This is a genomic window from Paenibacillus sp. J31R30, assembly GCF_059692115.1.
The window spans coordinates 285,833-305,295 of the sequence record NZ_JCAUAV010000003.1 but is presented as its reverse complement, the minus strand read 5'-3'; the positions used below and the strand labels follow the sequence as shown (position 1 = coordinate 305,295).

15 protein-coding genes and 1 riboswitch are annotated in these 19,463 nt (G+C 42.1%); of the genes, 1 reads left to right on the top strand and 14 read right to left on the bottom strand.

Annotation, left to right across the window (positions count from 1 at the left end):
* Window positions 1–4 precede the first annotated feature (4 nt).
* Both kdpB and AC58QO_RS13045 read right to left on the bottom strand, forming a co-directional pair.
* A complete protein-coding gene (gene kdpB, locus AC58QO_RS13050; protein WP_497266027.1) occupies window positions 5–2,041 on the bottom strand; it encodes a potassium-transporting ATPase subunit KdpB in 2,037 nt (678 codons plus the stop codon).
* A gap of 39 nt (window positions 2,042–2,080) precedes the next feature.
* Window positions 2,081–2,299 (bottom strand): hypothetical protein, encoded by a 219-nt coding sequence (locus AC58QO_RS13045; RefSeq protein WP_497266025.1) that lies wholly within the window; start codon window positions 2,297–2,299, stop codon window positions 2,081–2,083.
* Between the two features lie 113 nt (window positions 2,300–2,412).
* Window positions 2,413–2,582, bottom strand: a riboswitch (cyclic di-AMP (ydaO/yuaA leader).
* Window positions 2,583–3,114: 532 nt separating this feature from the next.
* On the opposite strand from AC58QO_RS13045, the gene corA reads away from it, so the two are divergent.
* Window positions 3,115–4,065 carry a magnesium/cobalt transporter CorA gene (gene corA, locus AC58QO_RS13040; RefSeq protein ID WP_497266023.1) on the top strand — a complete coding sequence of 317 codons (951 nt, stop codon included), beginning with the start codon at window positions 3,115–3,117 and terminating at the stop codon, window positions 4,063–4,065.
* A 97-nt stretch (window positions 4,066–4,162) separates the two neighbouring features.
* Here corA and AC58QO_RS13035 read toward each other — a convergent pair whose 3' ends face one another.
* From AC58QO_RS13035 to AC58QO_RS12980, 12 genes are all read right to left on the bottom strand, one after another.
* A complete protein-coding gene (locus tag AC58QO_RS13035; RefSeq protein WP_497266021.1) occupies window positions 4,163–4,486 on the bottom strand; it encodes a DUF5713 family protein in 324 nt (107 codons plus the stop codon).
* Window positions 4,487–4,659: 173 nt separating this feature from the next.
* On the bottom strand, window positions 4,660–6,219 hold the full coding sequence (locus tag AC58QO_RS13030) for a glycine betaine ABC transporter substrate-binding protein (protein ID WP_497266020.1): 1,560 nt from the start codon (window positions 6,217–6,219) through the stop codon (window positions 4,660–4,662).
* A 13-nt stretch (window positions 6,220–6,232) separates the two neighbouring features.
* The gene (locus tag AC58QO_RS13025) at window positions 6,233–7,342 is read right to left on the bottom strand and encodes an ABC transporter ATP-binding protein (protein WP_497266018.1); all 1,110 of its coding nucleotides are present in this window, start codon (window positions 7,340–7,342) and stop codon (window positions 6,233–6,235) included.
* Between the two features lie 49 nt (window positions 7,343–7,391).
* Window positions 7,392–8,438, bottom strand: a complete 1,047-nt coding sequence (locus AC58QO_RS13020; RefSeq protein WP_497266016.1) for a Ger(x)C family spore germination protein — start codon at window positions 8,436–8,438, stop codon at window positions 7,392–7,394.
* Between the two features lies 1 nt (window position 8,439).
* Complete coding sequence (locus AC58QO_RS13015; RefSeq protein WP_497266014.1) at window positions 8,440–9,537, bottom strand: GerAB/ArcD/ProY family transporter; 1,098 nt, start codon at window positions 9,535–9,537, stop codon at window positions 8,440–8,442.
* 1 nt (window position 9,538) lies between these two features.
* Window positions 9,539–10,852: a spore germination protein gene (locus AC58QO_RS13010; protein WP_497267474.1), complete on the bottom strand. Its 1,314-nt coding sequence runs from the start codon at window positions 10,850–10,852 to the stop codon at window positions 9,539–9,541.
* 186 nt (window positions 10,853–11,038) lie between these two features.
* Window positions 11,039–11,893, bottom strand: a complete 855-nt coding sequence (locus AC58QO_RS13005; RefSeq protein ID WP_497266012.1) for a diguanylate cyclase domain-containing protein — start codon at window positions 11,891–11,893, stop codon at window positions 11,039–11,041.
* Window positions 11,890–13,983, bottom strand: coding sequence for a cellulose biosynthesis cyclic di-GMP-binding regulatory protein BcsB (locus AC58QO_RS13000; protein ID WP_497266010.1), 2,094 nt, complete (start codon window positions 13,981–13,983; stop codon window positions 11,890–11,892). The genes AC58QO_RS13005 and AC58QO_RS13000 overlap by 4 nt, the downstream gene beginning before the upstream one ends.
* Before the next feature lie 12 nt (window positions 13,984–13,995).
* Window positions 13,996–15,246 (bottom strand): glycosyltransferase family 2 protein, encoded by a 1,251-nt coding sequence (locus AC58QO_RS12995; RefSeq protein ID WP_497266008.1) that lies wholly within the window; start codon window positions 15,244–15,246, stop codon window positions 13,996–13,998.
* Entirely contained in the window at window positions 15,243–16,811 is a 1,569-nt protein-coding gene (locus tag AC58QO_RS12990; protein ID WP_497266007.1) for a hypothetical protein, read from the bottom strand. Before AC58QO_RS12990 ends, AC58QO_RS12995 begins: the two co-directional genes overlap by 4 nt.
* Window positions 16,804–18,312, bottom strand: coding sequence for a glycan biosynthesis hexose transferase WsfD (gene wsfD / locus AC58QO_RS12985; RefSeq protein ID WP_497266005.1), 1,509 nt, complete (start codon window positions 18,310–18,312; stop codon window positions 16,804–16,806). The genes AC58QO_RS12990 and wsfD overlap by 8 nt, the downstream gene beginning before the upstream one ends.
* Before the next feature lie 20 nt (window positions 18,313–18,332).
* Window positions 18,333–19,460: a hypothetical protein gene (locus AC58QO_RS12980; RefSeq protein ID WP_497266003.1), complete on the bottom strand. Its 1,128-nt coding sequence runs from the start codon at window positions 19,458–19,460 to the stop codon at window positions 18,333–18,335.
* Window positions 19,461–19,463: the final 3 nt, after the last annotated feature.

Here is a 19,463-nt window from a genome sequence, read left to right as displayed (position 1 = left end):
AGTTCTATAGATGTTCCGTGAATATATGCAGCAAACAATCAATGACCTTAATCCCAATGAACGGAAAAATAATACCACCTAACCCGAATATCGTTAAGTTTCGGCTTAACAATTGATTTGCGCTCATAGGCTTATAGGTAACTCCTTTTAATGCGACAGGTATCAAGAGCGGAATGATAACCGCGTTAAAAATCAATGCTGAAAGCACGGCAGATGTTGGAGAGTGTAACTGCATAATATTAAAAACCTGTAGCTCTGGTAGATTACTCGCAAACATCGCAGGTATTATGGCAAAGTATTTGGAGAAATCATTAGCAATGCTAAACGTTGTAACAGCCCCACGTGTGATGAGCAGCTGCTTACCAATTGAAATCACATCCAGAATTTTCGTGGGATCCGAATCAAAATCAACCATATTGGCCGCTTCTTTAGCAACTGAAGTTCCGCTGCTCATGGCAATGCCCACATCCGCCTGAGCTAATGCAGGAGCATCGTTAACCCCATCCCCCGTCATAGCAACGAGCTTACCTTCGCTTTGCTCTGCACGAACAATCCGCAATTTATCCTCTGGTTTACTCTCTGCATAATAAGCATCCACGCCAACTTCATTCGCGATCGTCGCGGCAGTTAGTGGGTTATCTCCAGTACACATAATGGTTCTAATCCCCATTTGATGCAGAGATTCCAATCGTTCTCGTATTCCCGGCTTAATCGTATCTTTCAAGTAAATAAGCCCAAGAATCTGATTATCCTTGCTCACAGCAAGGGGAGTCCCCCCTTCTCTGGCAATAAAATCGCTTTTCTCCATCATCTCCTCAGGAATAGATCCGCCTCGCACTGAGATATAACTGCCGATGGCGCTAACTGCCCCTTTTCGATAAAAGCAGCCATTCAGGTTTAACCCACTCATCCGCTCTTCTGCTGTAAACGTAATGACTTCGCCTTGATAAGCTCTGAGATTACTTGTCATGTGATTCTGCTTAGCGAGTTCTACGATGGACCGCCCTTCCTGGGTGTCATCAAACAACGAAGTGAGAACGGCTGCTTCCATGAGTTCCTCTTGGGATACACCCGTTGCAGGATAGAATGCTGATGCCATTCGGTTACCGAACGTGATCGTGCCTGTTTTATCCAATATGACTGTATGTATATCCCCAGCTGCCTCAACAGCCTTCCCTGATTTCGCCAAAATGTTAATTCTCGTAACGCGGTCAATCCCTGAAATGCCTATGGCTGATAAAAGTCCCCCAATCGTCGTGGGTATTAAGCACACGAGCAGCACAATTAACGTTGACACCTCCAATTGAACGCCAGCAAATTTGGCCAATGGATACAACGTTACGACGACAATTAAAAAGATGAGGGTTAAGACTGTAAGGAGGGTCGTCAGCGCGATTTCGTTCGGTGATTTCTGCCGTCTTGCCCCTTCCACCATTTGAACCATCCGATCCAAAAAGGAATACCCAGGGTTAACGGTAATCTCAACCTGAATCCAATCGCTGGTTACGAGGGTTCCGCCAATGACGGAGTTGTTATCACTGTTCGCCTCTTTAATGACGAAAGCCGATTCTCCATTAACGGAGGACTCATCAATGGCTGCAATGCCTTCCACTATTTTGCCATCGCCGGGAATCAAATCCCCCATTTCTACCAATATACGGTCACCTTTGCGTAATTCATTTCCGGCAACGACCTTTATGCTGCCATCTTTCGATAACAGCTTCGCCTTTAATTCCTTTCTGGTTTTGATCAAGCTGTCCGCGTGTGCCTTACCTCTTCCTTCAGCTAACGCTTCTGCCAAGTTCGCAAATAATATCGTAAACAATAGAATGAAAAATACAGTGAGGTTATAAGTCATCTGTGTCTCGGTATGAAAATAATGCGGAAAGAGCAGCAATAAACCAATGACAAAGGTCGCCGTTTCCAACACGAAAAGCACTGGATTTCTTATCATTAATCTTGGATTTAATTTCAGTACGCTATCCAACAGGGCTCTAATAAACACTTTGGAATGAAATGATTGCTTCCATCTTTGATTCATGAAAAACCACCCTAGAAAGAGATATACGCCCCAGAATGCTCAAATAAATAATTGCGGAATCACGAATTGCCCTAAACCACATGTACCAAGATTCGTTGAAATCGTCAATAATCCGCAATGACAATCATTACCATGTCCTGGCTGCAGCTTATCGGATAATTCACAATCAAATCGAAAACATTCAATACGGGTAAATTTACATGTTTGTGTACATTCATCTGATTCACTTACTAGCGTCAGGGGTTCGGGGTACATCATAGATTCACTCTCCTCAAATTGGGAACAACAAAAAAAGCCAAAGAGCAGAGAATCTCTACTCTCGGGCTTCAAAGAAAACGCATATGTGCGCTATGGAAAGCTCGAAAAGAAAGTGGTTCTCTCCCAATTCGCTTACGAGGTTAGCTGTCGGATTCGGGCTTGGAAGTGCCCTACTTTGGCAAGCTGCGCTTGCTTTAGATTCACCCCGAGAAACCGATTCTATATCCGATCGGCTCCGGTTGGTTCCCCCGATTCCCTTGCGGGAACTCAGCGTTTTGCATCTATGTATTGTTGCTGAAACGAATGTTACGCCGATTGCTACTGAATGTAAAATGCGCTTGAGACACTTATTTCGCAATTTGTGACATTTAGTGTTTATGAAAGCGCGTCCAATTAGAAATCGCATGCATTTTCAATAGAAATGCTTCGGCATACTTCCGTTTTGGCCATTTCGCAGTAATTAGGTCATGACCAAACGACTTTGAGAAATTATAATGATTTACTTTTTTATTCAATTTTTATAAGTCTGCAACTATTATTTAGCCCATTTTTATACGATTCAAAGTTATAATTATCACATCTCCAGGCTTGTATCATCAAATCGCGGGACACATACCCTTTTCATGTATTTATGCAGCGTGAGTATGAAGAACATCAGATGGAAATCTTAATGAAAAAGGTAGCCCTACTGCGAAGTAAGGGCTACCCACTTTTCGTTTAAAATCATGAATGACATGTATGGTTGTTCTGATAAGATTTCTTGGATAGAATAACATGAAGATCATTGTTCAACTTCATTAAGGAGTGCAATTAAAATGATTCGTGCATTAGCTATAACAAACGATTTGGAAGTTTTAAAAGATGTTCAACTAACTCAGCTTTCGAGTTCAAATATAAAATGGTATTGGGTTGATTTTAACCAGCCAAGTGAAGAAGAATCCAATTTATTAGAAGAACATTTCAACTTTCATCCACTTGCAATTGAAGATTGTTTTCATTATCTGCAACGACCTAAATTAGATCACTATGAAGATGTACACTTTTTCGTAATGCATGCCATCAATCAACAAAATCTTGCGGCTGAAGAAGTGGACTTATTTTTAGGAGAGAATTTCATCGTTACCTTTCATTCCAAATATTCAAAGGAGATCGAAGATGCCTGGTGTCGAATAGCCCTGCAGAAAAAAGGCGTTGATAAAGGTCCTCTGTATGCTTGCTATGTGGTTATGGACGAGTTAGTAGATCAGTATTTTCCGAGTGTCTATCAAATCGAAGATCAATTAAACGAAATCGAAAATAACGTTGGCTCTGAATCTACCCAAGCACTCATGGAAGACATATTTGAAATACGGTCAAGGCTCTTAAAGCTGCGAAGAACTGTCGTGCCAATGAGAGATCTTCTGTATCGAATACTAAATTCAGAACGAATTCAGGGTATTCATAAACTGTCACACTACTATACAGACGTGTATGATCATTTGTTGAAACTATCTGAAATGATCGATTCTAACAGAGAGATGACAGCTGATTTACGAGACAGCTACATTTCTCTTAATTCCAATAGAATGAACACGATCATGAAAACTTTAACAGTCATCACGACGATCTTCATGCCTTTAACTTTCATAGCCGGAATCTACGGAATGAACTTTGATTACATGCCCGAGTTGAAGTGGCAATGGGGTTACTTTATCGCGTTAGCGGTCATGTTCGGAATTGGTATTGGCATGTTTATGTCGTTTAGAAACAAAGGATGGTTTAAATAAACAAAGCTGAATTTTCCCAGTAATACAAAAACGGATACTCCCATAAAAGAGGGGTACCCGTTTTTGTTTGAGTAGATAAAAAAAGAATAGTTTGTGCTTACCAATCTCTGTTTCGAATGGCTTCTTCTGCGTCTAACCGAATATTAAAATGTTTCAAAATTTCTTCAACGGTTTGTCCTATAGAATCCCTTGCAGCCGTCTCAATCTCGCTGTCGTCCTCATAAAAATCCGCTTGCAACTCATTTATTGCATCTGTCATATCATCAAATTTCAATTGGATTTCGTTAATACTACGGTTCCCCGTTTCTAAATATTCAACGACTTCTACCAATTGTACTTTGACTTTGTCTACTAAAGAATTTGGGAAATAGGGGTCATTATACATATCAACTAAATATAGTTTTTCATTAAATTTTGCCATTTCGCACTCTCCCAAAAAAATGCAGTTTTGTTGACTTATAGTAACACAATCCGAGGATAGATGGTAGTAAGTATTGAATTAAACTCCCTCTATAAGAAATCGCTTTTCACTTAAATACTCGCTAAAGGATTCCATTTCTTTGCTAATGTTTAGTGAGTTTTCCGTTTACTGTATTACTTGATTAGCCCCTTATCCTTCAACCACTGCTCGGCAACGACACGTGCTTGTTGTCCTTCCAGATCCACTTTGCCATTCAACACAGACATCGCACGATCATCGATTTTGCCTGCTAGCAGATTAAGCACTTCCTCCAATTCGGGATGTGACTTGAGGGTGTCCATACGGACTATGGGCACTGCGTAGTAGGGAGGAAAATACTGCTTATCGTCTTTGATTACCTTGAGGTCGAAGGCTTCAATACGGCCGTCTGTGGAAAAGGCGTCATTCGCATCCGTCGTTCCATCTTTAACTGCGCTATAGGTTAGCCCAGGATCCAGTCCTTTCACTTCCTTGAACTTCATTCCATAGGCCTGTTGTAAACCTCGGTATCCATCCGGACGCTCCAAGAACTCATGCGTAGCGCCAAGTACGAAATTAGGAGATTTCCGTGCCAAATCCGTAAAAGTATCGATTCCCTCTTGCTCAGCGTGCTCTCTTTTCATAGCCAGTGTATATGTATTGTTAAAGCCGATTGGCTTCAGCCAAGTGACATTGAATTTTTGCTCATAGGCAGCCTTCACTCTTCGGTACAATTCCTCCGGATCTCCGCCGATCGGCGGCTCCTTTAGGACGGATGTCCAACCTGTTCCGGTATATTCCGGGTAAATATCAATATTTCCGTTCACCAGAGCATTATGGGTAACCTGGGATCCTCCGAGAAAAGGTTTTCGAACGACCTTTAAGTCTGTTTTTGCTTCGATCAAAGAGGCCATCATATGCGTCAAAATATCTTGCTCGGTGAAATTCTTTCCACCAACTACAATCGAGTCTGAACCGAATGGATTGCCCCTCGCCACAATACCTGCCAATAAAGCCACAATCAGGGCCGAAACTATTCCTATTTTCAATCCTTTAACAAGCTTGGAATTTCTTTTGCTGCCAGTCCGCAAGCCCTTTGGGGTAACTGCCCTCTCCATTAGTCCTAACAAGTAGTCGAAAAGAAGGGCTAATAACGCCGATGGGATCGTACCTGCCAAAATCAATTCAGTGTTGACGGTTGAGATACCCCGGAAAATTAAATCGCCCAGCCCACCCGCTCCTACAAGAGAAGCGAGCGTAGCAACACCAATTAACATAACAGTTGCCGTGCGAATACCCGCCATAATCACGCTTAAAGCGAGCGGCAACTCTACTTTCAACATCACTTGCAAACTCGTCATGCCCATACCGATCCCAGCTTCTTTGATGGGTTTCTCCACGTTCATGATTCCTGTATAAGTGTTTCTTAGAATGGGCAGAAGAGCATAAACAGTTAAGGCAACGATGGCCGGAAACATCCCAATCCCGAGTATCGGAATCATAAATCCGAGTAAGGCTAAGCTCGGGATTGTCTGAAACAAGGATGCTACACCGATTACCGGGCCGGCCAGCCTAGGGAAACGGGTCAGAATGAGCCCTGTAGGAATTGAAATTACGATCGCGATCAGAAGAGCGATAAACGAAAGCTGAATATGTTCTATGGTCGCACGCAAAATATCCTCTTGCCGGCTCAGAATCACATTCCAGAAATTCATGGCTACCTCCCTGTTAAATCTGCTTAAGCAGAGCATCAATTAGACTTGAATTGGTGACAAGTCCGGCCAATAAGCCGTTCGAATGAACCACGGGCAGGCTATACAAGCCATGTTTTCTCATAAGTTCTACGGCTTCCACAATTTCCGTTCCGGTGAGGACGGTCAGAATGTCGGATTTCATTATATCCTGTAGAGATAAATTTTCATGACGGAACTTCTCCTCCAGCATCTCTTTCGTCACAATGCCTTTCAGAACACGGTTCTTATCCGTAACAAGCAAGCTGGTTACACGGAACTGCTTCATGATCTTCGCCCCGTGAGCCAGACCGCGTGTTAACGAGACTGTCACTGGATTGTGAACCATTACATCATCCACCGTCAAATGCTCCGATTCGTTTAACCGGTTGCCTCCGATAAACGTGCGGACGAAATCGTTTTTGGGGTAGCGCAGGATGCGATCTGGAGTATCTGCCTGCAAGATCTCCCCACCTTTCATCAACACGATACGATCTGCGATTTTTAACGCTTCATCCATATCGTGCGAAACGAAGACGATCGTTTTCTTTACTTCCTCTTGTAATCGTATTAATTCATCCTGCAACTGCTCTCGACTGATCGGATCTAGAGCACTGAATGGCTCATCCATCAGAATGATCGATGGCTCCGCGGCAAGCGCACGAATAACTCCGATTCTCTGTTGCTGACCTCCGCTCAATTCCGCGGGGTAACGGTCACGGTATTGGCTCGGGTCGAGCCCCACCATATCCATCAACTCATCGATTCTCTGCTCATAAGAGCTTCTGCTAATTCCCTTTAGTCTAGGTACGACAGCTACATTCTCTTTGATCGTCATGTGCGGGAACAAACCAATATGCTGAATGACGTAACCGATATTTCTGCGCAATTCGACTGGATTGATGAGGGAAATGTCTTTCCCTTCGATCAGGATTTGACCGGATGTCGGTTCAACCAGACGATTAATCATTTTCATCGTTGTTGTCTTTCCGCAGCCGCTCGGCCCAATTAGGGTAATGAGTTCCCCCGCCTTGATCTCCAAATCGATTCCCTTAAGCGCAGTCGATCCATCACTGTATTGCTTTGTCACATTTATGAACTGTATCAATACGGCACCTCAATTTAGTCAGAATAAAATATGCGAGCTCCTACTATTTTTACGTAGATTTCAAATTCCCCGTATTTCGAATCGTCGTTGATACTTGCAAATCGATTTCCAAATTTTTAAAATATTCGCTATGCCATCTTTCCAATTGTGATCGTGTCAATTCATTCCGAAAATGTTGTCCTACTCCAAGGACATCTGCTTCACCTAGCTTAATTTTTTCAAATAAATGTTCGAATCGTTCTAGAACCAGCTTGTTCAGATCTGTTTTGATGGAATCTAGCGAAGGATTACCTTTCGTATCCAGTAAGATTACTTTCAAGCTTAGCTTACTTTTCAATATGGCTTGATTGTTTACGAAGGAACTCCTATGCATTAGATGATTACTTACAATTTGAATTGTCCCCTTCCCCATCACTTCGATTTTCCCCTGCGTTTTCTTCCCATTAAACACATTGATTAGTAAGGTTTCTTCATTATCGAGCCGCCCCACCATTTTGCCATTTTTCATAATGGCCGAGCCTGTGCTTTCTATCACCGTTGAACTTCCTGATTTAATAATGGGTATGACTACATCGTTGGTAAAGGAATGGATGCTCCTAAAAATTTTCCATGTTTGCGTATAAGCAATCTCAGGACTTAACCCACTATTTCGCTGAAAAAAGTCGTAAATCAAAGTCCCATCATATGAATTTCTATCCATTTTTCGAAAAAAGCTTTCTGGAGACTCATCACAAATAACGAATAGTGTTTTCGGGGAGACATGCCTAGAACGAATAAGACTTGATACACCGTCATTTAACCCGTGTTTGGCAAACTCTTTATCGACAATAATGATTTTCAAATGGAGCAAATCGATTTCGCTCTCCATATTCATACTAATTCGATCTATAATATCGTTGATCGTGTTGCCGCTATCCGAAACGACCTGTATCGTATCTGTTTCACTAACTTTTGGAATATCGAGAAACACCGTATATTTCCCTTGATTGTAAGTAACACCCATAGCAATCGGTAAAGAGCGATGATTAATATCTTTGTTGTCCCAACAACCGCTGAGAATAAAAAGTAAGAGTGTTGCAACCATCCATTTCAGCATATTATCCAATTCCACTCTCTCTGACTTGTTTTTTATGTTGATACCCTGCTATGAAAATGACAGTCGGAACAACAATTGCAACATACAACCGAAGAAATGAATTCCACTGCAGCAGCAAATCAACATGCCCCCAGTCAGGGATGAATAAACATACCAGGAACACGACAACTGCAATGGCAGAAATAAGATACTGATTTTTCATTTTTTTCACTCGACACCGGATTAAGCATGCGATTTGCCATAGGGTCATTGCGATAAAAAGAAGGATAAACGCGATTTGACTCAGTAGAAAAAAAATCGTAATCCGGTCAAACATGAGCCAGTTGATTTCTATCGTATCAATCGTGAAAATAAAGGGGAATGCAAGCTGCCGGGCTGTTTCTTCCCCTAATGTCAGAAGAGGAATATACACCGAAAGCAGGAAAAAAATGAAGAGGATAATGCTGCTCATGTAGATGGCTTTCGGTTTATACGTGATAAAAGACGGAATAAAGCCCAGAAACAAAAAGCCTCCCGCGAATGCAAACAAGCTTTTATAATAGGAAAAGTCGGTGAGAAATGAGAATAGTCTGGAACGATCCTTGGGGATCAGCGGGAGTGCATAGTTGAAATCGAAGCTTTGAGAAGTTGCGAACATGACAAAAAGCATGGGAGGAAGAAATAGGACAGCTAATAAAAGTCCCACTCTTAATAGTGCTCTTACTCCGCCATGGATAACCATAAATACGGGAATCCCTAGCAACATACACATAAGAATCCAGATGGGGGTGTCAGCCAGAAAAACAATCGAAATGATTTCAGCATACGCCCTGACCGTAATTACGATTATCAGAGAAAGGTAAAGAAAAACCGGAAGTAACGTTAACCAGACAATTACTTTATTCTTGTTGATCAGTACTTGAAGGACATTCTGATTCCCAAAATAACTAAGCCCCTTCAGATAAGTAAAAATGACGATAATATGGATTAAATAACCTAAGCCAACAGGTATCCAATAAGCTTCACGTGTACTCGCTAAGATATCCGTCGGATACATAAAGAAGATCAACCCTAGATGGGTTATGATGTAGATGACTGCAACTTGTACGTTTCTAATCATGTCATTCACCTTCTGGATTTTTCAATTGCAAATACGGAACTCCAAGTGATTTGACGCCTGCCAAATAGGAGCAGATAAGGACGATCCCGAATAAAAGACCAAGGACGCCAAAGATTGCGGAAAGGACCAATAAGACATATTTAAATAATCGTATCGTGAGCGCATTTTGATAACCGACGACAGTCGCACTTGAAATGGTTGTCGCAGCCAATACAATGATGAGTAAACTACTCACTAATTTCGCCGATACGACGGCCTGTCCTAGTACAATTCCCCCTACCATAGTTATTGTAGGTCCTATACTCGGAGGAAGTCGGACGATGGCTTCTAATGTCAATTCCAGGACAAACAACAACAATAAAGTCTCTACGATTGCTGGGTAGGGAACATCCATTCTACTCTTCGCGATGGAGTGTGCCAACTCAAACCTCAACACATCCGGATTCACGGAGACTAATGCCACATATAATCCAGGTATAATTAGGGTTATCAGCGCACCTATAATACGAATGAAACTAAGGGCCGCAGCAAACACATGCGGGTGATTGGCATCATCTGCTGTCACGAACAAATCCGAAACAAGACTGGGTAATACCAATGCGAAAGGCAATCGCTCGATGAAAAGAACGGCTTTACCGTTTTTCAAAGCTCGTGCTGCGCTTTGTGGCAGTTCCGTAGTATTGTAACGGGTTACCAGTGTAAAGTTTGAAAATCCAAAGATTTTCGATAGTTCTTGGACATTGCTAACATCCAAATGCAAATTCGATTCAATCGCTTTGGTGATAGAATTTAGAAGTGTAGGATGAATCTTCGAATTCATATAGGATAAAACCACGCAATTTTGGGATTCTTCCCCAAATGTATACGTTGCAATCTGCATTTCTCTCGAATTCAGATGCTTTCTAAGCAAACCGACATTAATCTCAATATCCTCGTTAAAAGCGCTGCTTGCCCCCCTAACTACATTTTCAGTTAAAGGTACTGCTACTGAACGATTGAGTGATTGTGTAACCGGGATGATGCTAATATAAGTGCCAGATGGCTCATGAATGGCAATGAGCATGCCATCTAATATTTCTCTGATGATCTCGTCCAATGTGCAATCGGATACATCGTGACCAAGCCCTCTCAGCCTATCTTGAGCTGTGTGATCTAAACCATCTACCGTTACTAGCTGTTCGCGCACCATGGTAAGAGATCTCGGGAAACTAATAAGCGTCCTTAATCCTAGAAGGGTTATTGGATCATTGCCTACCCATAGTTTGCGAGAAATATATTCCTTGTCTTGTTCAAAATGATATTTCAGGCTGGCCACAATTGACAATGCGTATCCTCCGTCCCGCTTCCTATTGTTTCAAACCATATCTCAGGTAGTATTCGCTTCCTTCTGTTTTGTTAATCATTTCAATTTACTTTAAAAAATGGAACAATCAAAAAAAGGTACAGATCCCTCTAAGAGAGATCTGTACCTTTTTCATGGCTAGGATATTCTTTTCCCTACCTAAACATCAAACTCCAACTGCTTTTTCGCTAGCGTTATAAACTCCAACGGATTCGGAACCTGCTTCGCATCGTACTCGATAGCGCCCATTTTCAGGATAAGCTCTACGCGGAATTTCTCCCTGTACTCATCCCTGTTCCGCTCTTCGACGCTATTTCTTAATCGATCAATGACGATAGAAGCTCCCGGTCGGTCTGTGAACAACAACATTCCCCACATTGGATTTTCCTTATTGAGCAAATAAAGCGAATCATTCGTACGGATGCTGGTCTGACTCATTTTGGACAGATCAAGTACAGCTTCTATCAGCTGCTCTTCACCAATAATGCGTCGGATCTCATCCCAGTATTTCACACTGAAAACCATGAGGGTTAACGGAATGTTATAGCGAACAGACAACGCCATGAAGATGGTCGCATCGGATTGGAACGAGAAGGTATTCTTCAAGCTCGTTTTGGCATCTACGGTGGCTAGGGATTCGTTGGCCTTCCGCAGTTGATCATTGTCCAGCTGAAGTTGACGTGTCCCGTAGGTGAGCAACCAAGTTGAGATTGTAAATAAAGGGGTCATGATGAGCCAGAAGTAGTTCTGTGAACCGATCACTCCGCCCACAACCACCGTTTGGTAAAGCGTGAAGGTACCGTAACCAAAGATGAATAGGATGTTCAATATTAATCCCGTCGTTACATTTGTAAAGTAAGTCACAATCGCGATTAATAAGGCGAGATTCAGGAATATAATATTTTGAATATAGAGGTTCGGATTACCCGCCGTAAATACGATACATATGAAACAGACAACGATCAACAAAATGAATGCGCCGTCCGAAATCATACTGCTTTGTAAACGTCTCATCTGCGATCCCTCCGCTTCTTTCTGTACTTACGAATCAGTAGGATCAGCGAGAGAAGAACCAATAGGGCAACAAGTACGACTGCGGTCATAAATCCTAGAACATCCTTGCGTTCCATGACATCGCTCAGCACCGTAGATGGTTCTGTCGTCGTTTCTTTTTTAAATCGGAAAGCTTGGATGTTGCCGTCGATATCCGCTACTGCCCCATCACCGAATACCTTCCACAACGTTCCTTCCGATCCGATGAGCTTCGAAGCAAGATAGGCGTACTCCGAGCTGCTCCCAGTAACTGCAAGAAGCCCAAAGCCGCTTGCATAAGGCGAATCGATTAATTGCAGCGTTCCAATACGAGTGCCGTAATTGGCCTCGATACTCATCTTTTCATTGGAGACGAAGCCTGTACCACTCTTATTATATTGAAAATACAGCTTGTCGTTATTAGTACGGATAACTTGGTTATTCTGATAACTGCCGATAGCGATAATTTCTCGCCCTTTGAGCTGTGAAGCCGCGACATTGTCTTGATAAAAAAGCACTTCACCCGTATTGGTCTGTGCATATCGACCTAGTAGATTAAAAATATTCGAAATGGTTTGAAATACGTATGTATCGTGCTCTTTGGGTAGAACGACAGCCACTTGATTGTAACTGCCATCTCTTAGAAATGGATAAGGGTAATTATTAAACAGCATGTCCGCTCTATCTTTGGTGTTGAGCTGCATCATGGAGTCCTTATCAATGAACGCCCATGGCATTTGCTCCTGATTCTCTATACAACCTGCATTCTTAAGTTCCAAGTCGAATGCCACTTTCACGGTGAAATTACCGCTAATGTTCAGTGTTTTAGGAATGGGAATATCAATATGATCGTTATCAGCAAGCTCAGTAGACAGTCTCTTGCTGCCGATTGGCGTATCATTGATTAAAATAGTGACCATAGATCGATCGAAATCAAGATTTTTGGCATATCGATACTTAATGCTCAGCTTACTCGCATCCGCAATCGACCGGTTACCAGGCAGGGAAATGAAGTAAGCCTTTTCCCGATGACGGTCACCAACAAGCTTATCTCCTGTTTCCGTTAACGTCATATTTCGGCTTACACTTACCGTAGGTGTATCCACCTCTGTTGATACATCCACTTCTTTAAATTCTGAATCCATTTGACTTAGCAACGATTGATTACCTAATAACCGTCCTGCTTTGACTAGTTGCGCTGTGTCGGAGGAGGTGACAACGAGTGTTGGACGTCCTGCAAGGGTGACCAATTGAATCAAGGCTTTGTTCTCAAGGTCATCTGCACGTATGGCCGACTTTACCTCTTCAGGAAGATCGCTGTATAAAGAAATGAGAATAATAGCCTGCTTCATTTTCAAGTTCTCACTGTTGTAAGTTACAAGCGGTATCCCTTTGTCTGAAACGGGATTGGCCTTAGCAAATCCAGATAACGCATAGGTTGCCGCTTCAAGCACAGCCAAATTGTTTTCCCCTGCCGTGACGGCAATGGCATTCTGGCCCTCTTTGATTGTATCCAACCCGATAAAATGCTCATTAAAATCGCGGATACTCTTTTGAATAGCAGCATTAGAGTAATTAACGGAAATACGGGAGGTTTTGGCGATTTGCAGCCAATTATCTCGCGTATCTGTCGGCAAACATGCCATTACGGCAAGAGGTGAAGTTGTTTCGAAATGTCCTTGGACGGTTAGCGTATTCACGCCCTTCACAATAAACGACACGGGAACAAGGACTGTCAACTGCTGTTGCTTTGTTTCTTGCAAGACCGGGCGAAACGAATGAAATGGTTTACCATTCATGGACAGCGTTATACTTGAACGCTCATTCTGGAGGAGTCGTGAAATCTCATAGTCAAGATGAACTTCGACACTTGCCACATTCCAATAGTTTTCGACCTGGAAATATTGTTGTGTATAGGTTATGCCACCAATTAACGACGTATCCGCAAAATTAGTTTGGACTTGTCTATTCCCTGATGTAGAAAGCTCCTCAGCCCAAGCCGAAGAGCTATAAGAAGTAAGCAAGGAAAGCAGACAAACGGTCGTAATCAACAGCCATCGTATCTTCATCATAATCTCTCCTACCTAATACCTTTCGGTTTTATACCATTTGGCTTCTCTCTTGTACACCAAATCTTTTAAATATGCATACATGCCATAGGCCGCTACAACCATCCACATCTGACAGTACGACACATACATCAGCATAATAATCCATACGTTAGAAAGTTTCATTTCCCCTTTTTCAGTCACTAGCGTAATAAACGTACCTACAATGAATAAGATAATGGCTAATCCCCATAAGAAAGAACTAAAGCTTGCGATGGTTGTTCGTACATATCCCAAAGCATGCAGGACAAGTAGTAAATCAGACATGACTAACGAAGTGAGCAGAAGCACATAAATGGAAAGATAATAGAAAATGTCAAAATGGATGTTGCGTGCTGATCGATTAAATAGTAAAGGGATATTTTTGACGATGACATATATATTTCCCTTTGCCCATCGGGTTCGCTGCTTAAACCATACCTTCACGGTCTGAGGTTCCTGCTCCCATGTGACGGACTTGGGTTGGAATTTAATCTTGTATCCCATCAAATAGATCCGGAAACTGATTTCTGTATCCTCCGCTATCGCCTTTACATCCCATCCACCCATATGCTCGATAATACTTCGACGAACGATGAAATTCGTGCCGGGAATCGTGCAGAGCTTGAATAGCTTCCATCTACCTGCTTGCGCCATCCATTGAAAAGATAAGGTTTCGATATTAATAAAACGTGTCAACAAGCTCGCATCTCGGTTTCGTGTACGAAATTTCCCTATGACAGCCCCTAAGGTCGCGTCATGCGTAATTTCCGAGACAAGGTAAAGCAGTGCCGTTTTCTCTGGCGTATTGTCTGCATCATAGATGGCAATAAGCTCACCCTTGCTTAGCTTAAACCCCAAATTCAAAGCATTGGACTTCCCTTTTCCACCTATAATGTTATCCGTATTCAAAATGATTAAGTTGCGCTCAGGATACTTCTGTTGCAGATTCCCTAATAAAACGCTGCTATTATCTGAGGAGTTATCATTAATGACGATAATCTCATAACGATCATGAGGATACGACAACGCCAGCAAGGACTCGACTGTCTTTGTGATGACTTTTGCCTCATTGTGGGCAGGCACCATAATACTGACGAACGGGTACTCACCTTCCAGAGGTGCAACTGCTTTATTTTCAATTTGAATATAGTACAAGTAACCAGCAACAATCAGTACTACATTGACCAAGAGAAGCGACCAGATACAAAAGACGGAAATTAGCATCAAAACATCTGCAACTGTCATAAGGATCTCCCTTGATGCATGAATTTTCGTTTATACATACGATACCCAATAATAAGGAATACCATAAAAATTAGCAGTGTCCCTATAATAAGAACAATAAAGATGTTATTTTGTACGGAAAATAACGTTGTAAAGCTTTTCTTAACTTCTTGCACGTATGCGTGATCAGCGTCAATCTCTACAATATTGTTGTTCAGAAAGATAGCTTGTCCATTCAATTGTAGATGACCGCTTCTAGACGTCAATTCATTCCTTTCTGTTCGAACAGTGTGCTCTTCATTTTTGTAATCTGCGAATGTCGTCCAGCTCGATAATAACTCATCCATTGTGGCTTCCAACTCCTTACGATCTTCAGGAAATGGATAGACGAACGCAGTATTCATCGGTAAGGGATCTAACATTTTTTTCGTAGTTGTGTATTTACTTATTTCCTCCGCAGGTATGGTATATGTCGAAGATTCAAAAACACTTGATGTCGGCGTCAATGATCGATACATAATCCGTTTATTTGGGAATAAAATGCCTGAATCAAAGAAAGTTAAACCATTTCCAGTATAGTGCTGGTCATATGTCCAATAGAGCTCGGTGCCGATTCCGATGGGCACAATGCCATACCCTGCCAGCGCATCTAGAAATGTGCTCATTTGCGATTTTAATATCGTGATGTCTTGACTAATCGTCGAGTTAACTACCGGCGCATTTACAATCAGACTACCATTTCGTGACTGTACATGCTTAAGTGCTTCCAGGTAACGTTTCGTCGCGGGAAAATCCAGATTGTTCAGAACCGGCTGCACGCTCACAATAAATGGTATACCTCCACTATACATGCGATCCGCCATCTCATTCAGTAAATCGAGATCCGAGAAAGGATAAATCTCATTCAACAATACATAATTGTGGCTAGGTGTCTGAATAGACAGCCAATCTTTTAACACATAGGAAGCCGCGTGTTCGCTTAAGTTCCCTTTCACCATATATGGAATATAAGCAAACTTACCTTGAATAACACCATAAGGAGAACTTGTCCTCCTTTTTTCCGAGGTAATTTGACCAAACGATTTCCCCGCGAATTTGGTTATATAGGTAATACTGCTAGCGGTTATCGATCTTTGGCTGAACTGTCCAATCTCAAGTTGAATGGTATCTTGATCTTGCAGTTGATCTTCTATGTTCATCGCCTGACGAATATTCGCTGGAAGCCCATTCCCTATATGCATATATTCCCCATCGTACTCATTCGTATCCTGCTTGAATGATTCTGGTATTTGCATAACATCTTCCATATTGACAAGGGTCATGACATGATTGTATTTAAGCATGTTGCCCTTAACATACTTGTCAAAAGAGGTCATTGTTACTTGGACGCCAAAAGAAGCAAGTAACCGCTGAATTGCCTCTATATTTCCCTCTTTTGGTGTGCCCATTGCTAAGCTATCATACATGAGGAGAACCGACGTCTTCTCTGTTTGGCTAGCTGAAGCTGGTCTGGGGGACAGCTGCGTGAGCAATAGGCAGCCCAAGAGGAGAAGGATGCTAGTACGTATCCATCGCTGACTACACATGTTGAACCCCTCCTAGCCCCGATGCTAACTTTCGGTCACTATCTGCTTCTTGGATCCACAACCGCTTTGCTACTAAATCACCAATCGTAATCAAAGAAACGAGATCGAAGGCCAACGTAAATAGAAATTCATGCTTGGCAAGGTCAGCATCCCCCGCGCCTACAATGGAAACGAAAATGCCAGAAAGTCCAATCGCGATCATCATCACGATCATCGGCAATCTGACTGCATTCCGCCATTGTTGTGTACGTATGGCAGTAACAAATGAAGGCATATATAAGCCAATAATAATCAGTGTCCACAGGACTACAAAACCAAATGTTTTTGGAGCAAGCTTATCCTTCAGCAAACTGTAGCCTGAAAAAAAGATCGTTTGCGAGCCAAATGGTTTTCCCGTCGATGCCTCGTAATTGCCCAATGCATGCGGTCTGATGGTAAAGCCATCTTGTGCAGCCAGATTGAGCATCTTGCCTGCTTGATCAGGATGAGCTGCATAATAGGCCAAAATGGATACAACACTGTATTTACTGTAAAACTGGTCCTGCATTAGCTCTGAGTCCACCGCTGCTGACGTGTAGGGATTGTAATATAATGTCTCATCTAGAACGGCAAACTGCTTGTCGATGCCAAAGCTCTCCAGGGTCTTCTCCGGGTTCACTGCGCCCATTATGACGCCGCGAGTCATCGCATGATATTTATTGATATTGACAAATTCCTGCGGAATAAGCACATAGCTGCCGATCCCAATACCAAATATGGCAACTAGCAATGTCGCGGTAATAACGCGAAACGACCTCTGTTTTCGAATATAGATGAAAAAGACACCAAACAAAGCAATAATCATACCTACAGGGGCGTTTTGTTGCTTACTCGTCGTCAAAAAGATGGCGCTCAGCACAAATAATGCAAGCATCAAATAATCATTATATCGTTTCCGATACATCAAGATGCCCGCGGCAACCATGAAAAGCGTCATAATGAGTACAACACTCTCACTATAAAATGAATTGAAATAGGCGGTATATCCTGTATCCCCTAAAACAAAAATGGCTAGGATTGCAACAAGATATCCTCGTTTCTTTGACATTTTCCAAGTGAGCGCCTCGACTAGTAAGTATACTGCTGCCGTGTATAAAACAATGTATATCCCCGCTTGTAAACGAATATCGAAAATGTGAGAATTATGAAAAAGAAGATAAAACGCGAGGGAAGCTTTAATAAACAAGGATTGTGAAGAAAATAGCGTCGCACCATTCTCATTAAAATATTGATAGACACCGTAGTCCTTCACAAAATAGCCAAGATAGTGATTGTTATAATTCGGGTCATTGAAATATAAGCCATTGCTGTACAATATACGGAAGTAATCGCCATTATCGGCCATTCCGATATAGGGAGGCGTAAGCAGCGCGATCACGGTTATCAGGAAGACAACTAGGGCAGCGAAAGCAGCTGGAGACACATAACGAAGTATCATTTGCACAACTCGACTGTTCATCATGTGATCGCACTCCTTTCTGATCAGTACATGTAAGCTAATAGAGCCATCAAATTATCAAAAGAATATGCCTGCTGCGCATTGAGATCCCCAAATCCGCCATTCAAAGGACTCTGAGGATCATGTATCTGAAACTCGTTCATTTTGAGCATGCTATCTGTATACAGCTCTTGATCCTTGATGACCGACCCGATCATGGCTGAAATGGCATAAATGGCTGTTGACCTGACATCATTTAATGGTTTACCCGCTCTATCATATTGACCGAACAAGGTCCCTGCTTTGACCTGATCTTTGATAAATCGGATACTATTGACATTCTCTTGTTTAACTTCAGCGAGATTTAGGATGGTTAAGAGAGATTCAACTGTATTTATCGCTTCGGATTGGTAGCTCTTCGTGTTGAAATCATAGCGTGTTTCGTAAAATGGAAAAGCATCAGACAAATAACCGTTTTGTGCAATCTGAAGCATGTTAGCCTCAAGCGCAGCTTTCTTTTTCTTCGAGACTGAGGCAAGCTCCAAAGATGCAGCATCTATGTAGCACAACGAAATGAACGAATTTGTGATTTTGTAAGTTGAATCATAGAAGTCTCTCAATTGACCATTCACAACATTGTATTGATAGAATCGGTTACCGTAAGCTTCAGATTCCTTTTTATAACTTTTTGAGTCAAAAGCAAGGGAAGCTTCATCTAATGCTCGAATTATTCGCAAATCATCTACCGTCGCATTCATCGTATACTGTTTCGTTAGTTTTGGACTGTAACGGTAGCTAAAGCCGAAGGTTGTGTCGAAAGTTCGCTTGGCCAGCTGCCAAGTTTCATCAAACTTTTCCTTCTGCCCAGTAAGGGCATAGTAACGCATGAGAAGGCCTGCCGATTCGCTTAAAACCTCATGTCCTGTCGCCGTAGCACCCATTTGATTCGTATCTTGCAGATTCGTGTAAATGCCGTTGTTACTGCTTAACTTGTTTATAATAAATCCAAGTAAATTTGTCCGTTTTTCCGTCATTTGCATAGCCTCACCGTACCGGCTAATGGGCTGCCTCTGCAAACCACTGGCATCATCCGCAAAGATGAACCATTTGCAAATCATGAAAATGACCAGTACAGCGAAGCTGCTCAACGCGATATTCCTGAAAATTTTCATAAT